The 15,237-nt window shown below is 71.2% G+C and carries 16 protein-coding genes; 9 read left to right on the top strand and 7 right to left on the bottom strand.

The window, feature by feature from the left end:
- Positions 1-30: 30 nt before the first annotated feature.
- Both OHA72_RS07540 and OHA72_RS07535 read right to left on the bottom strand, forming a co-directional pair.
- Positions 31-1,803, bottom strand: coding sequence for a beta-propeller domain-containing protein (locus OHA72_RS07540; RefSeq protein ID WP_327007123.1), 1,773 nt, complete (start codon positions 1,801-1,803; stop codon positions 31-33).
- A 137-nt stretch (positions 1,804-1,940) separates the two neighbouring features.
- Positions 1,941-2,429, bottom strand: a complete 489-nt coding sequence (locus OHA72_RS07535) for an Lrp/AsnC family transcriptional regulator (RefSeq protein WP_327007122.1) — start codon at positions 2,427-2,429, stop codon at positions 1,941-1,943.
- A gap of 110 nt (positions 2,430-2,539) precedes the next feature.
- On the opposite strand from OHA72_RS07535, the gene ddaH reads away from it, so the two are divergent.
- Complete coding sequence (gene ddaH, locus OHA72_RS07530; RefSeq protein ID WP_327011493.1) at positions 2,540-3,331, top strand: dimethylargininase; 792 nt, start codon at positions 2,540-2,542, stop codon at positions 3,329-3,331.
- A gap of 4 nt (positions 3,332-3,335) precedes the next feature.
- On the opposite strand, the gene OHA72_RS07525 is transcribed toward ddaH, so the two are convergent.
- The 5 genes from OHA72_RS07525 to OHA72_RS07505 all read right to left on the bottom strand — a co-directional run bounded on the left by OHA72_RS07525 (position 3,336) and on the right by OHA72_RS07505 (position 7,278).
- Positions 3,336-3,800 (bottom strand): hypothetical protein, encoded by a 465-nt coding sequence (locus OHA72_RS07525; RefSeq protein ID WP_327007121.1) that lies wholly within the window; start codon positions 3,798-3,800, stop codon positions 3,336-3,338.
- A 60-nt stretch (positions 3,801-3,860) separates the two neighbouring features.
- Positions 3,861-5,204, bottom strand: a complete 1,344-nt coding sequence (locus OHA72_RS07520) for a sensor histidine kinase (RefSeq protein WP_327007120.1) — start codon at positions 5,202-5,204, stop codon at positions 3,861-3,863.
- Entirely contained in the window at positions 5,197-5,814 is a 618-nt protein-coding gene (locus OHA72_RS07515; protein WP_327011492.1) for a response regulator transcription factor, read from the bottom strand. Before OHA72_RS07515 ends, OHA72_RS07520 begins: the two co-directional genes overlap by 8 nt.
- Before the next feature lie 237 nt (positions 5,815-6,051).
- Positions 6,052-6,549, bottom strand: coding sequence for a hypothetical protein (locus OHA72_RS07510; protein ID WP_327007119.1), 498 nt, complete (start codon positions 6,547-6,549; stop codon positions 6,052-6,054).
- Positions 6,550-6,702: 153 nt separating this feature from the next.
- Positions 6,703-7,278, bottom strand: coding sequence for a hypothetical protein (locus tag OHA72_RS07505; protein ID WP_327007118.1), 576 nt, complete (start codon positions 7,276-7,278; stop codon positions 6,703-6,705).
- Positions 7,279-7,399: 121 nt separating this feature from the next.
- Here OHA72_RS07505 and OHA72_RS07500 point away from each other — a divergent pair, with 121 nt between their 5' ends.
- The 8 genes from OHA72_RS07500 to OHA72_RS07465 all read left to right on the top strand — a co-directional run bounded on the left by OHA72_RS07500 (position 7,400) and on the right by OHA72_RS07465 (position 15,233).
- Positions 7,400-8,479 (top strand): efflux RND transporter periplasmic adaptor subunit, encoded by a 1,080-nt coding sequence (locus tag OHA72_RS07500; RefSeq protein ID WP_327007117.1) that lies wholly within the window; start codon positions 7,400-7,402, stop codon positions 8,477-8,479.
- Between the two features lie 11 nt (positions 8,480-8,490).
- Entirely contained in the window at positions 8,491-9,219 is a 729-nt protein-coding gene (locus tag OHA72_RS07495) for a response regulator transcription factor (protein WP_327007116.1), read from the top strand.
- Complete coding sequence (locus OHA72_RS07490; protein ID WP_327007115.1) at positions 9,209-10,822, top strand: sensor histidine kinase; 1,614 nt, start codon at positions 9,209-9,211, stop codon at positions 10,820-10,822. The genes OHA72_RS07495 and OHA72_RS07490 overlap by 11 nt, the downstream gene beginning before the upstream one ends.
- Positions 10,823-10,903: 81 nt before the next feature.
- Positions 10,904-12,058 (top strand): efflux RND transporter periplasmic adaptor subunit, encoded by a 1,155-nt coding sequence (locus tag OHA72_RS07485; RefSeq protein WP_327007114.1) that lies wholly within the window; start codon positions 10,904-10,906, stop codon positions 12,056-12,058.
- A gap of 102 nt (positions 12,059-12,160) precedes the next feature.
- Complete coding sequence (locus tag OHA72_RS07480) at positions 12,161-12,847, top strand: ABC transporter ATP-binding protein (protein WP_327007113.1); 687 nt, start codon at positions 12,161-12,163, stop codon at positions 12,845-12,847.
- Positions 12,844-14,058: an ABC transporter permease gene (locus OHA72_RS07475; RefSeq protein ID WP_327007112.1), complete on the top strand. Its 1,215-nt coding sequence runs from the start codon at positions 12,844-12,846 to the stop codon at positions 14,056-14,058. The genes OHA72_RS07480 and OHA72_RS07475 overlap by 4 nt, the downstream gene beginning before the upstream one ends.
- Before the next feature lie 138 nt (positions 14,059-14,196).
- Positions 14,197-14,751, top strand: coding sequence for a hypothetical protein (locus OHA72_RS07470; protein WP_327007111.1), 555 nt, complete (start codon positions 14,197-14,199; stop codon positions 14,749-14,751).
- A 14-nt stretch (positions 14,752-14,765) separates the two neighbouring features.
- Entirely contained in the window at positions 14,766-15,233 is a 468-nt protein-coding gene (locus OHA72_RS07465; RefSeq protein WP_327007110.1) for a PH domain-containing protein, read from the top strand.
- The last annotated feature ends 4 nt before the right edge of the window (positions 15,234-15,237 follow it).

Raw genomic sequence — 15,237 nt, 5'->3', positions numbered from 1 at the left:
CGAAGAAAAGCATGAAGCCGAAAAATCGGCTTAAAGCGCGATCCAGGCCTGTTCTGCCAGGGTCGACGCGTCGGTGGCCTTCAGTCCCTGCTCCGAGAGGGTCCACAGGGTGCCACCGACGATCAGCGAGCGGCGAATCGTCGTGTAGCGACCGGGGTGGGTGATCGCACCCGCCTCGGTGATCGCCGTGTCGCTCACCTTCAGCACCACCACGCTCGGCTGCCGGTCGTCCCACACGGGCACCGCGAGCAGGCCCAGCGGCGCCCAGTACAGGAACGCGTGCGGGTCATACTCGGCCTCCGAGTGGCCGCCCTTCTCCTGATGCTGCGCCACCCGCGCCGGATGCGCCGGGTCCCGCACGTCGAACAGTGACACCTGCATGCCCTGCACGCGGCCCTGCGCGTTGGCGTCCTGCCCCAGACCCAGCAGCTTCCCGTCGCCCGCCGGGTGCAGGTACGCCGAATACCCAGGGATCTTCAGCTCCCCGACGACCTTCGGCGAGGAGGGATCGCGCAGGTCGAGCGTGTAGAGCGGATCGGTCTGGCGGAAGGTCACCACGTAGCCGGTGGTGCCGATGAACCGCACCGAGTAGATCCGCTCGCCCTTGCCGAGCCCGTCGACGTGTCCCACGGCGGTCAGCTGGCCGCCGTTCAGCCGTAGCACGTACACCGCCGAGGACGTCGTGTTCTCCAGCGACGTGGTCGTCGCGATGCGCAGGTGACCGTCCCACTCCGACATCGAGTACTGGTTGAGCAGCCAGCCGGGCACCTCACCCGACGCCACGAACCGGGGCCGGCCGGCGCCGCTGATGTCGAACTTGAACACCTGCGTCAGGGGCGGGGGCGGCGAGACGGCCTTCTTGGTCCGCACCATGTCGACGGCCATCCGCCAGCGCTGGTCGTTTGCGACATACAGGCTGGGCCCGTTGGCGTAGACGGTGTCACCGTCGGCCACGACCGACACCGGGTCGCCGCCGCCGAGCGCCGCCCCGGCCAGGTCGAACGTCAGCACCGTCAGCATCGAGGTGGCCGAGTAGGTGGTGGGGCGGCTCACCGCGCCGCAGTCGACGCGCCCCTCGGTGCGCTTGCCGGCGCCGTCGACCGCCGTCCAGTGCGGCAGCCACGCCTCGACCGGCGCCGCCATCACCGCAGAGCGGTTCGCCGCGATCCGGGCGTCGTCGTTGCCGAACTTCGACGTGTCCGGGAACTTCACCGTCGGGCGGGACACCACGACGACCCGGGCGGTGCCGCCGATCTGGCGGGCGTCGAGCAGGCCGCCCTCGATCGTGAACCGGCCGATCACCTTCGGCGCGCCGGCAAGATCGACCAGCGTCATCTGCGCGCCGGAGACGCCGGGCACCCCGTCGATGCCGGCCTTGTAGTCATACCCGAGCACCAGCGCCCGATCGCCGGCCAGGAGCAACTCCGTGACGTTGACGGCGCTCTTGCCCGAAGGGTCGTCGGCGGAGCTGAGGGTGAGCGAGCCGGAGATCGTGCGGCTGGCGACGTCGACCACCTTCAGCGACCCGTGCGCGAGCGTGACGATCCGCTTGCCGTCGGTCTTCACCAGGTCCGGCTCGTCGACGCCGGCCTCGTGGTTGTTGGTGCCCGAGAACTCCTGCCCGGGCGGCGCCGCCGCCTTGCCGCCGCTGGTGAGGTCGCTGCGGCCCAGCGCATTGCTGTCCGTGACGACCCCGCCGCCGCGCCACATCCCGCCGAAGTTGGCGAACCCCCACGGCCCCACCACGTTCGCCGCGGCGTCGCGCAGCGAGGACAGCAACTGCTCGCACGAGTCGAAAGCCACCAGCTTGAACGCGGGCGCCGGACCCGGAGCGACCGGCTGCGCAGAGGAGGAACCGGTGGCGGGCGCCTTGCCACCCGTACACCCGGAAAGCGCGACGCACAGTGCACTCAGCGCGACAAGCGAGCGTCTCATGCAGGCTAGGACGTGGCGGGTGTCAATCCGGTTCCCGGCTCGGTGACGACTTTCGGCGCCAGGCGTTCGACCAGCCTGGACAGCACGATCATGCTGCGGGTCGACGTCACGAACGGCTCGGCGCGCAGCTTCTCCAGCGCCTCCTCCAGGCCCGCCATGTCCAGCGCCCGCAGGTGGACCAGGGCGTCGGCCTCACCGGAGATCGTGTACGCCCCGACCACCGCCGGATGCCGCTTCGCGGCCGCCCGGATCTGCTGCGGCGAGGTGCGCCCGGTGCAGAACAGCTCGACGAACGCCTCCGTCGTCCAGCCCAGTGCGTCGGGGTCGATCAGGGCCGTATAGCCGCGGATCACTCCGTTGGATCGAAGGCGGTCGACCCGGCGCTTGACGGCCGGGGCGGACAGCGCCACCACGGATCCGATGTCGGCATACGACGAGCGGGCGTCCTCCTGCAGTAACGCAATGATCTGCTGGTCGATCGGGTCGAGGCGCAACGATTCCCTCCTCGAAAGCAACTGTTCTCGCTGTTTTGTGCGACCCGGCAAATCTACCGTTTGATCTCGTGACCCACGTCGAGCGGCTGCCGCGAGAGCGCACCTACCTGATGTCGCCACCCGAGCATTTCGTGGTGGAGTACGCGATCAACCCGTGGATGGACGTCTCCACGCCGGTCGACACCGAGCTCGCCGTGAAGCAGTGGGAGGGCCTGCGCGAGACGCTCGTGCGGCTCGGCCACCAGGTGCACGTGCTGCCGCCGCAGCCCGGCCTGCCGGACATGGTCTACGCGGCCAACGGCGCGTTCTGCGTCGACGGCGTCGTCTACGGCGCCCGGTTCAAGTACGCGCAGCGCATCGCCGAGGCCGCCGAGCACCGGCGGTTCTACGAGCAGCAGCAGGGCTGGACGTTCGTCGCGCCGGGGGAGACCAACGAGGGCGAGGGCGACTTCGCCTACCTGCCCGACGCCCTCGGCGGCGGCGTGATCCTCGCCGGGCACGGGTTCCGGACCGAGGTCGCCGCGCACTCCGAGGCGCAGGAGGTGCTCGGCCGGCCGGTGATCTCGCTGCGGCTGGTCGACCCGCGCTTTTACCACCTGGACGTGGCCCTGGCGTCCCTCGACGACCGCACGATCGTCTACTACCCGGGCGCGTTCTCCGCCGCGTCGCAGGCGGTGCTGGCGCAGCTGTTCCCGGACGCGGTCGTCGCCGACGAGCAGGACGCGCTGTCCTTCGGGCTCAACCTCGTCTCGGACGGCCGCAACGTGGTCCTCAACAGCGATGCCACCGCCCTCGCGGCCAAGCTCCGCCAGGCCGGCTACGTGCCGGTCCCGGTGGAACTCACCGAACTCAAGAAGGGCGGCGGCAGTGTGAAGTGCTGTATCGCCGAGCTGCGTCCGTAGCGACCTACGAAGGGGTTGGCGCGCCGGGCGGTGACGACTGGATCAGCACGATCTGCGCTGTGTAGGTCGTGCTGGGGGTCGCCGCCGGGGTCGCGGCGCCGCCGTTGACCGTGATCGGGCCGCCCACCACCACGCTGGTGCCTGCCTGCAGCGCATCCGGCTGCACACTCTTGTGGTTTTCGAACACCTTGACGTTCTTGGCCAAGGTCCACGTCTTCGTATAGCCGTCCGTCGACCGGACCGTCAGCGCCGTGTCCGTCGCCGCCGTCGCGGTGCCGTTCTGCATCGCGACCCGGACCGGGCCTTTCTTCGTCTGCACGATGCCCTCACCGTGCAGCACACCCGCGAGCATGTCCTGCTTGCTGGTCTGGCCCGACGGCGTCGGATCCGCCAGGGCGATCCCCGGCAGGGAGCCGACCACCACCAGGATCACGGCACAGAACAGCAAGCCAATCCGTGAGTGTCGCATCGGGGTACCTCCTCGGAACTGGGCTGACGGGTGCTCTACCTCGGATCACCCGACCCAAACTCAGAGGGGTACCGTGACCGTGAACCTCGCGCCACCCTCTGGTGCGTGCCCCGCCGCGATCCCGCCACCGAGCCGCCGGGCCAGCCGCGCCGCCAGCGCCAGCCCCAGCCCGCTGCCGACCTTGCGGGCCCCCTGATACCGGCGCGACAACGCGCCCCGCTCGAATGCCACCGCCAGGTCGTCGTCGGTGAACCCCGGCCCGCCGTCACGGACCTCGATCGACGCCGACGCCTGCTGCCACACCAGCGCCAGCACCACCGGCGCACCCGACGGCACGACCCGCAGCGCGTTCTCCAGCAGGCCGTCGACGATCTGCCGGAGCCGGCCGGGATCGGTGCGGGCCGGGATCGGCATCGGCGGCAGCTCCGTGCGCAGCAGCAATCCCGCCGCCGCCAGCCGCCCGCCCCACGCCTCGGCGGTCGTGGCCACCAACTGCGTCAGGTCCACGTCGATCACCTCGACCGGCAGGTCCGCGGCCTCCAGCCGGGCCAGCACCAGCAGATCGGCGATCAACCGGTCCAGCCGCTCCGCCTCGTCGAGCACCGTCTGCCCGGCCCGCTGCGCCCCGTCGGGACCCACGACCCCGTCCGCGAGCGCCTCCGCGTAGCCACGGATCGTCGTCAGCGGGGTCCGCAGCTCGTGCGACACCGACAGCAGGAAGTCGCGCTCCCGCCCCTCGCTCGTGGCAAGAGCCGCGGTCAGCGCATTGACCGCGTGCGCCAGGTCCGCGACCTCCGTCGGCCCGCGAGGATCGAGGGTGACCGTCCGGTCGCCGGCGCTGAGCCGGTTCGCCGCTGCCGCCACGGTACGAATGGGAAGCGCGATCCGCCTCGCCAGCAGCACGCCCGCCAACAGCCCTGCGGCGAGCCCGGCCAGCAGCGCGATCCACAGCTGCCCCCACAGCCGCGTCAGCGTCCCGCTCGGCGGCTCCTCGGTCAGCACCACCCCGTTGCCCGCGTTGCCGATCGGCCGGCCCACCAGCAGCCGCACCTCTTTGTTGATCACCGCCCGGCGGACCGGTACCTGCCGCCCCGCCCCGACCGTCTTGACCACCCCGTCCGGCAGCCCTTCCCGATCCGCCTGACCGGCCCGGATCAGGTACACCTCGATCCCACGGGCCCGCAGCCGCTTGACGATCACCTGCTCGTCTTCGCTCTTGGCCGTGTTGAACCGCGGCCGCAGCAGCTCCGCGGTCAGCGTCGCCTCGTCGGCGAGCTGCGCCTTCGCGGTCCTGTTCTGCTCCTGGATCGCCAGCGGCGCCCCGACGAGCGCGGTCACCAGCACCGAGATCACGGCGACCACGCAGGTCACCAGCGCACTGCGGCCGAGGATGGACCTAAGCATCAGCGGTGTACCCGACGCCGCGCACCGTCCGCAGCACCACCGCAGCGTCGCCCAGCTTGCCGCGCACCTGCGCCACGTGTACGTCGACCGTCCGGGTGCCCGAATGCGCCGCGTACCCCCACACCGAGCCGAGCAGCTCCTCCCGGGTGAAGACCCGGCCCGGCCGGTTCATCAGGTGCGCCAGCAGCGCGAACTCCGTCGAGGTCAACGCCACCGGTATGCCGTCCACCCGGCACTCCCGCCTGGCCGGATCGAGCGTGACCGGCCCGACGGTGCGGACCTGCTCGACGTCCGGCGGCCCCTGCGTGCGCCGCAGCACCGCCTTGACCCGCGACACCAGCTCACGGGGGCTGAACGGTTTGGTGATGTAGTCGTCGCCGCCCAGCTCCAGCCCGAGGATCCGGTCGACCTCGTCGTCCCGCGCGGTCAGGAACAGCACCGGCGTCCAGTCACCCGACTCCCGCAACCGCCGGCAGATCTCCGTGCCGTCCATCCCCGGCAGCGCGATGTCCAGCACGCAGGCGACCGGCCGCAGCTTCCGCGCCGCGACCAGCCCGGCCGTGCCGTCATGCTCGACGTGCACCCCGAAACCCTCGCGCGCCAGATACATGCGCAGCAGGTCGGCGATCGGCCGCTCGTCCTCGACGACCAGCACCAACCCCTTGCCCTGATCCACCGCCCCATTCTGCCGCCACCCGCCCCGGCGCGGTGTTCGGGTGATGTTTGGGAACGCGCTTCCCGGATACAAGAACATCGATCGGTCCACCCCTGCCGCGGCTGCCAGCGCCTGCGCGGGGTGGACCGATCACGCCTGCGCCCGCCGCGGAAGAACAGCTGGCACAGCCGGCTACGCGAAGCGGAGCACTGCCTTCGCGAGCCTGGGGACGGTCGGGGTGCAGGCCGGGGCGATCACGCCCCAGGGGGTGCGGAAGGCCTGCTTGAGGGCCTCGTCGAGGCGCCACATCTCGGTCTTGTTCGGCAGGCGTACCCACAGGTTCTCGCGCTCGCCGTCGATGGCGGTCGCCCCGAGCTGGATGCCGGTGCGGCCCGGCTCGGGGGTCCAGGTGACGTCGGCGAGCTGGTGCAGGTCGGCGTTGAGGTGCAGGGAGACGCGGCGCAGCAGGGGCGACTCGGTGGTGATCACGAGGCGGTTGCGGGTCAGCATCAGCACGCTGTGTCGGGAGGCGCGGGACGTGCAGCGGGCGACGACGGCGACGGTGTCTCGGTCACCGGCGCAGCCGCGCAGGACCTGCACGTGGCGGCGGATGGTCGCCGCGGACAGCTTCGCCAGTGTCGTGGCCGGCAGGAAGGTGCACGAGAAGGTGTCCAGCGTCTCCATACTCAAGCCAACGACGGGTATTGCTCAGCGACACGCGCCTTTGACGTAAACGTGCGCCGATCTTGCGGGCGTAGTGCCCGGGACGCTCCCATGGCGTCCCTTTTGCCACCACCACGCCGGCAAGATCGGCGCACACCCTGTGCGTCGCCGGAAGGTCGGTCAGGACGCGGAAGGGCGAGGGCTGGGCTTGAGGGGGGCGCAGGCGGTCACGGCGGCGGCGACCTTCGCGTCGGCGGTGTCGAGCTGGTCGACCGGGCCGCTGACGGTGACGCCGTGTTCGGTGAGGCAGTTGCGGTACGCCGCGTCCCGGCCGCCGCCCCCGCCGTTGCCGTTGCCGCCGTTGGGGAACGCGGTGGGGCGCAGCGACTCGCACGCCTTCTGCGCCTTCTCCCACGTCTGCTGGTCGACGCCGTCGGGCGCCGCGGTACCGAAGAAGCCGCCGCCACCGCCACGGAAGCCGCCGCTGCCGGACGGGCGCGGCTGGCCGGACGGGAACGCGGTCGGGCGGCCCGAGGCGTTGCCGGACGGGCGGCTCGTGGGGCGGCCCGACGCGTTCATCTGCGGCAGGTTGACGCCGTTGTCGCGCAGGCACGACGCGTAGTCGGTGCCGCCGGAGGCCCAGCCGGCCGAGGTCGGCGTCGAGGGGTCCGACGATCCGCAGGCCGTGGCGAAGATTGCCACTGCGGCGAACGCGAGCGCGGCGCCACCGATCCTCTTGTTCATCACGAGCGTCATGGAACGGCGCCAACCTCGACGCCCCGTGGGGTGAACCTCAAAATTCGGTAATAACGCCTTCCCAGGGAACTTTGAGGTCCGGTCGAGCGAATGGGGAGCCGCGACCGGTCCACTTGCAGGCATGAAGGTCTGGTGGCTGGCCGGAGGTGCTGCCGTACTCGCGGTCGCGGTCGTCGTGGGTGTCCTGTTGACGGGTGGCGACAAGGTCGCGCCGGCGAAGGCGGCGACCTCGAAGGTGACCCGCGGCTCGGTCACGACGACGATCTCGGCGTCGGGGACGGTGCAGGCGCAGCAGAGCCGCACGCTCGGCTTCACCGGCAGCGGCACGCTGACCGAGCTCAACGTGAAGCCCGGCGACGAGGTCGCCGCGGGCGCGGTGCTGGCCAGGATCGACGCGACCGCCGCGCAGGAGTCGGTGGACGCCGCCGCGGAGAGCGTCGACAGCGCGCAGGATGCCCTGGACCGCGCCGAGACCGCCCAGGCCGCCGCGACCAGCACCCCGACGGCGACCGCCAGCAGGTCGGCCGGGGCGCAGACCGGCCAGCAGGGCGGCACGAACACCGGTGCCAACACCGGTGCGAACGGCGGCAGCGTCCAGAACGCCAGCGACAACCTGTTCTCCGCGCAGCAGCGGCTCAACAACGCCAAGCTCAGCCTCGTCCAGGCCAACGCCAAGCTCGCCGGCACCGTGATCACCGCGCCGGTCGCCGGCAAGGTGCTCGCCGTCAACGGCACCGTCGGGTCCAACGCCGGCTCCGGTGTCGTCACGCTCGCCGGCACCGGTGACGTGGTGGTGAAGGCGCAGTTCACGGAGGCCGAGGTGGCGCACCTGAAGCTTGCCCAGGTCGCGAGGATCACGCTGCCGGACAACGCGAGTGCCAGGTACGACGGCAAGGTCATCCAGATCGACCCGGCCGGCACCGTGTCGAACCGGCTGGTGCGGTACGCGGCGCTGATCTCGTTCGACAAGGTGCCCGACACGCTGCTGTACGGGCAGAGCGCTACTGTCGCAGTCGTCACCGCATCCGCGGACGACGTGCTGTCGGTGCCCTCCACCGCCGTTCACGACGGCAAGGTCGTGGTGAGAGTCAACGGCCGGGACGAGGAGCGCACCGTCGAGACGGGTCTGCGCGGCGACGTCAACACCGAGATCAAGAGCGGACTTGCCGAAGGCGACGAGATCCTGACGGCGGGTCGGTGACGATGGAGCCGATGACCGGACAAGTCGCGAGCGGGCAGCCGCAGCCCAAGGTCCTCGTCGTGGACGACGAGGCGAGCATCCGCGCCCTGTTGTCGGCGACGCTGCGCCTCACCGGGTTCGACGTGAAGGTCGCCGGGGGTGGGCGGGAAGCGCTCGCCGCCGCCGCCGACTTCGCGCCGGACCTGGTCGTGCTCGACGTGATGATGCCCGACCTGGACGGCTTCGAGGTGGCGCAGCGGCTGCGGACGAGCGGCCGGCCGGTGCCGGTGCTGTTCCTGACCGCCCGCGACTCGGTCGAGGACCGCATCTCCGGCCTCACGGTCGGCGCCGACGACTACGTGGCCAAGCCGTTCAGCCTCGAGGAGGTCGTGCTGCGGATCCGGGCGATCCTGCGGCGCAGCCTCGGCGAGCAGCAGCAACTGGTGGACGGCGGCGTGCTGCGCTACGCGGACCTGGAAATGGACGAGGACGCGCACGAGGTGCGCCGCGGCGGCCACCGGGTCGACCTGTCGCCGACGGAGTTCAATCTCCTGCGCTACCTGCTGACCAACGCCGGCCGGGTGGTGAGCAAGGCGCAGATCCTGGACCGGGTGTGGAACTACGACTTCGGCGGCGACGGCCGGATCGTCGAGTCCTACGTCTACTACCTGCGCCGCAAGGTCGACAAGTGGGACCCGCCGCTGATCCACACCGTGCGAGGGGTCGGCTACGCGCTGAGGCTGCCCAGAAGTGAGACCTAGGCCCTGGCGCCACTGGACGGTCCGCGCCAGGATCGTCGTCTCCGTGGTGACCCTTGCCGGGGTCGCCCTCATCGCCGCGAACGCGATCGGTGTCGGGCTGCTCAACTGGTACCTGATGCAGCGCATCGACGACCAGCTGGAGCATTCGGTGCGCCCGCCAGGGGTGTTCGGCGGCCGTAACCCCAATCTGGGTGCCAGCCCGAATCCGAGTGCCAGCTCGAACATCGGTCCGGTGCCGAACCCGAGCGCGACGGTGAGCGGCACCCGGCGCGACAGGTACAACGGCGAGTTCGCGCCTGGACCGCTGTACCAGATCTACCGGTTCGACAGCACCGGCAAGCTGAAGGAGCCGCTGTCGGTGGTGCTGGACCCCGCCCTCTTCGGGGACATCCGGCAGCGGGCCGAGCAGCCGAAGCCGTTCACGGTCACCACGCCGGACGGCGAGGACTGGCGGGTGATCGTGTTCCCGGTGCCCGCCCAGACGGGGGCGGCGTACGGGGCGAACGCGGTCTCCCTCATCGACATCCAGGACACCCGGGACCGGATGCTGCAGTACTCGCTGCTGGTCAGCCTTGTGCTGCTCGGGTTCGTGGGGCTCGCGACGGCGACGCTGGTGCGGCTCGGGCTGAGCCCGCTGACCCACATGGAGGAGGCCGCGGCCGAGATCGCCGCCGGCAACCTGTCCCGGCGCATCGTGGACGCCGACCCGCACACCGAGTCCGGGCGCCTCGGCATCGCGCTGAACACGATGCTCACCCGCATCGAGGAGGCCGTCGACGACAGCGCCGAGTCCGAGCAGCGGCTCCGGCAGTTCCTCGCCGACGCCGCGCACGAGCTGCGCACCCCGCTGACGTCCGTGCAGGGCTTCGCCGAGCTGTACCGGCGCGGCGGCGCGCCACCGGGACCGGCCCTGGACGAGGCGATGGAGTGCATCGAGGCCGAGGTCAGCCGGATGCGGCTGCTCGTCAACGACCTGCTCACGCTCGCCCGCATGGACGAGGAGCGGCCGCTGCAGCTGGCCCCCGTGGACCTGCTCGCCGTCGCCGCCGACTCGGTGCGTGACGCCCACGTGCGGGTGCCGACGCGGTTCGTGCAGCTGTCTGCGCTTGACGAGCGGTCGGTGACGTTCGAGCCGGTCACCGTCGAGGGCGACGAGGCCCGCATCCGGCAGGTCGTGGCAAACCTGGTCAGCAACGCGTTGCAGCACACGCCGGAGGACACCCGGGTGGTCGTGCGGGTCGGCCGGGCCACCGACGTCGGGCCGCCGCCGACCGCGGTCATCGGCGAACCGCTGCCCGACGGGGTGCCCCTGGCCGCGATCGAGGTCAGCGACACCGGGCCCGGCATGAACCCCGGCGACGCCGCCCGCGTGTTCGAGCGGCTGTACCGCGCCGAGGGCTCCCGGTCACGCCGCCACGGTGGCGCCGGGCTCGGGCTGGCCATCGTGGCCGCGATCGTGCAGGCGCACGGCGGGCGGGTCGAGCTGTGGACCGGCCCCGGCGAGGGCGCGCGGTTCCGGGTCCTGCTGCCGGCGATGCCCGAGCCCGATTTTTGCGACGATTCCGATGAACCCGGATTCCGAGGTAACTCCGAGGGAAGCTGAGGGTCGCTCCGAGCGGCGCCCACCACGATTCCCCTCATGCGTTTGTCGCTGCCGTCTCCACGCCGACCACGGTTGAACTCCGTGGGCCTGATCAACGCCGCGCTCGCGGTCGCCGCGGTCGGCGGTGCGTTCTGGGCCTACCAGATCGTCTCCGGGCCGGCGGTCGCCGAGGCCTCGCAGACCAACACCCGGACCCGGGCTGTCGCGGTCACGCAGGGCACGGTGTCGCAGACGGTGTCCGCGTCGGGCTCCGTGGCCAGCTCGGCGACGGCGAACGCCAACTTCACCACCTCCGGCACCGTCACCGAGGTCGGCGTGAAGGTCGGCGACGTGGTCACCAAGGGCCAGGTCCTGGCCAAGGTCGACCCGACCGCCGCGAACGCGTCGCTGAACACGGCGAAGGCCAACCTGACCGCGGCGAAGGCGGCGCTCACCCGGGCGGAGAACAACAGCGCCGACGACGCCACGATCGCCTCCGCCGAGGCGCAGGTCGCCACCGCGCAGGCCAGCGTCACCTCGGCGCAGACGACGGTCAACGGCACGGTCCTGACCGCCCCGATCGCCGGCACGGTCACCGCGGTGAACGGCGCGGTCGGCTCCTCGTCGTCGGGCTCCTCGTCCAGTGGCAACGGCAGTACCGGCGCCACCGGCTCGACCAGCAGCAGCTCATCCGGTTTCATCCAGCTCGCCGACCTGACGAAGCTGCAGATCAACGCCAGCTTCGCCGAGGCCGACGCGACCAAGCTCAAGGCCGGCCAGGCCGCGGAGGTCAGCTGGAGCGCGCTGAGCGGCACCCGAGCCACGGGCAAGGTCAGCACGATCTCGCCGACCGCGACGACCAGCAACAACGTCAACTCCTACGCGGTGGTCATCGGGCTGGACACGCTGCCGGAGGGGGTGCGGCTCGGGCAGAGCACCACCGCGGTCGTGACGATCGCCGAGGCGCAGAACGTGGTGCGCATCCCGAGCGCGGCGCTGCGCACGGCCGGCGGGCAGCGCACCGTCCAGGTGCAGGTCAACGGGCAGGTGGAGACCCGCACGGTCGAGGTCGGCATCAGCGGCGGCTCGTTCGTGGAGATCAGGTCCGGGCTCAAGGCCGGCGAGCAGGTCGTGATCACCACGACCACGTCGAACTCGACGACCGGCACCACCAACCAGTTCCCCGGCGGCGGTGGCGGCTTCACAGGTGGCGGCGGCTTCACCGGCGGTGGCGGCGGCGCCCGCCCGGGCAACTGATGGAGCCCCGGCCATGAGCGGTCCGGAGCGGAGCGGAGAAGCCGCTCATCGGGATGGCAGGTTGAGCTCAGGCCGACGCCGGAGCGAAGCGGAGGTGGCGGCATGAGCCCGGTACTGGATGTTCAGCGGGTCAAGAAGATCTACGGGCAGGGCGAGACCGAGGTCCAGGCCCTGCGCGGGGTGTCGCTCACCGTCGAGCGCGGCGACTACGTGGCCATCATGGGCTCGTCGGGCTCCGGCAAGTCGACCCTGATGAACATCCTCGGCTGCCTCGACATCCCGACCACCGGCAAGTACCTGCTCGACGGCGTGGACGTGAGCCGCCTCAACGACCGGCAGCTCGCGCTGGTGCGCAACCGGCGGATCGGCTTCGTGTTCCAGGCGTTCAACCTCATCGCCCGGACCACGGCGCTCGCCAACGTCGAGCTCCCGCTCGCCTACGCCGGGGTCAAGGGCGCCGAACGCCGCCGCCGGGCCAACCTCGCCCTGTCGATGGTCGGCCTCGCCGACCGCGCCGACCACGAGCCCAACCAGCTCTCCGGCGGCCAGCAGCAGCGCGTCGCGGTCGCCCGGGCGCTGGTCACCGCGCCGGCCCTGGTCCTGGCCGACGAGCCCACCGGCAACCTCGACACGCAGTCCACCAACGACGTCCTCGCCGTCTTCGACCGGCTCAGCGCGTCGGGCCGGACGATCGTGCTGATCACCCACGAGCCGGACGTCGCCGAACGGGCGCGGCGCCTGATCCGGCTCGTCGACGGACACATCGTCCAGGATGAGCGGCTGAAGTGAACCTCTTCGAGACCATCCGCTTCGCGCTGCGCGCGATCACCGCCAACAAGCTGCGCTCCGGCCTCACCGTGCTGGGCATCCTCATCGGCGTCGCCGCGGTCATCCTGCTCGTCGCGGTCGGCAACGGCTCGGCGCAGGCGGTCCAGCAGCAGATCGAGGCGTTGGGCACCAACACGCTGACGGTCACGGCCGGCGGTGGCGGCGGCGCACGCGGCGCGGCGGCCACGACGAGCACCGCGCTCAACATGGACCTGGTGCCGGCGCTGGAGGACAAGAACGAGGCGCCGCACGTGCGCAGCGTCTCGCCGGTCGTCACCGGATCGCAGGCGGCCACCTACGAGGGGACCAACCACACGATCGCGCAGTTCGTCGGTACGTACCCGGGCTGGGTCGGCGCCTCGAACTTCAAGGTCGACAAGGGCGCGCTCTTCACCGCCGAGGACGTCACCGACTCGCGCAAGGTCGTCGTGATCGGCAAGACCGTCGCCGAGGAGCTGTTCGGCACCGTCGACCCGCTGTCCAAGCAGATCAACGTCGCGGGCAGGCTCTTCACCGTCATCGGGGTCCTGGCCGACAAGGGCGGCACCGGCTTCACCGACCCCAACGACGTCGCCATCGCACCCGTCACCGCGGTGCAGGAGTCGCTGACCGGCTACGGGTCGCTCAACCAGTTGCTCATCCAGGCCACCTCGCCGGAGGACGTCACCGACGCGCAGAGCGAGGTGACCGCCATCCTCAACGCCAAGCTCAACATCACCGGGTCGAGCACCACGGCGTACCGCATCCAGAACGCCTCGCAGCTGCTGGAGACCCGGGCGAACACCGCCGAGACCTTCACCCTGCTGCTCGGCGCGGTTGCCGGGATCAGCCTGCTGGTCGGCGGGATCGGCATCACCAACATCATGATGGTCACGGTCACCGAGCGGACCCGCGAGATCGGCATCCGCAAGGCGCTGGGCGCGCCGAAGCGCACGATCCTCACCCAGTTCCTGGTCGAGGCGACCGTGCTGAGCCTGATCGGTGGCCTGCTCGGGGTCGCCGCGGCGGTCATCGGCAGCCGGTTCACCATCGTCAGTATCAAGCCCGTCATCGTGCCCAGCTCGGTCTTCCTGGCGCTGGGATTCTCGGTCGCGATCGGGCTGTTCTTCGGCAGCTACCCGGCCAGCCGGGCCGCCGGCCTGCGCCCGATCGAAGCGCTGCGTTATGAGTAGGTCATTTCGTGCGGGCTGGTCCGGGTTGCGGTGCCGATCCCCCCGTGGGCACCGCAACCCGGTCCACCCCGCACGGCAGTCGACGAGGAGATTCCAGTGAGCCACGCCTTTCGCCGACCGTCGGCATCGCTCGATGAGGTGGACAATTCGGAGACGGTGCTGCTCGATCCGGTGCCTGCGGAGCCCGAGCCGGACGATCTGCTCGCCCAGCCGCTCGACGACGACCTGAACGAGCGGATCTCGAAGGCGGCACCGCGCCGCCTGGCCAACCGTGCCACGTTCGTCCTGGCCGGCCTGGCACTGCTGGTCGCGGGCTTCGTCGGCGGCGCCCAGGTGCAGAAGAGCTACGGCACCGCGCCGGCCGCCGCGAACGCGCCGGGCGCGAACCCGGCCGCGCTCGCGAGCCAGTTCGCCGGCCGCGGCCAGCAGGGCGCCCTCCCCGGCGGCAACACCGGCACCGGCGGCCAGACCGGGACCCGCGGCGGGATCACGGGCACGGTCAAGCTCGTCGACGGCACCACCGTCTACGTGGAAACCGCCGACGGTCAGACGCTGATCGTCAAGACCAGCGGCACGACCACCGTCTCCGCGCCCGGCGCGCTGAAGGACCTCACCGCCGGCTCCAGCGTGACGATCGTCGGACAGAACGCCGACGGTACGGTCACCGCCACCTCGATCACGAAGACGAAATAGCGCATGCTGGTGGGATGGACATCCGCAGCGGTGCCTTCTCGAGCTCATCAGCGCCGGACCTGACCCCGGCGCCGACCAGCCTGCGCTGGCGGGTGTCGACCGGCTTCGCGGTGCTGAAGGGCTGTGCGGCGATCGGCCTCCTGCTGGCCGGCATCTTCGCCGCCGAGGACAGCCGGACGCTCACCGCCGCGCTGGTCGCCGCCGCCATCCTGGGCGTCTACGCGTTGCGGGACGTCATCGCACCGGTCCGGCTCGCCGCCGACCTCGACGGGGTCACCGTCGTCAGCGGGTACGCAGGGCACCGCCGGATCGCCTGGGCGCAGGTGGAGCGGATGCGGGTCGACGCCCGCTCCCGCGGCGGGATGCGCAGCGAACTGCTGGAGATCGACGCCGGCGAGCACCTGTTCCTGCTCAGCCGCTACGACCTCAACGCCCACCCGGCCGACGTCTACGAGGAACTGCTGCGCCTGCGCGGCTTCTGAGGCG

This window comes from Dactylosporangium sp. NBC_01737, assembly GCF_035963215.1.
GTDB lineage: Bacteria > Actinomycetota > Actinomycetes > Mycobacteriales > Micromonosporaceae > Dactylosporangium.
The sequence above is the reverse complement of the archived record's forward strand: the minus strand, read 5'-3'. Positions and strand labels throughout refer to the sequence as shown.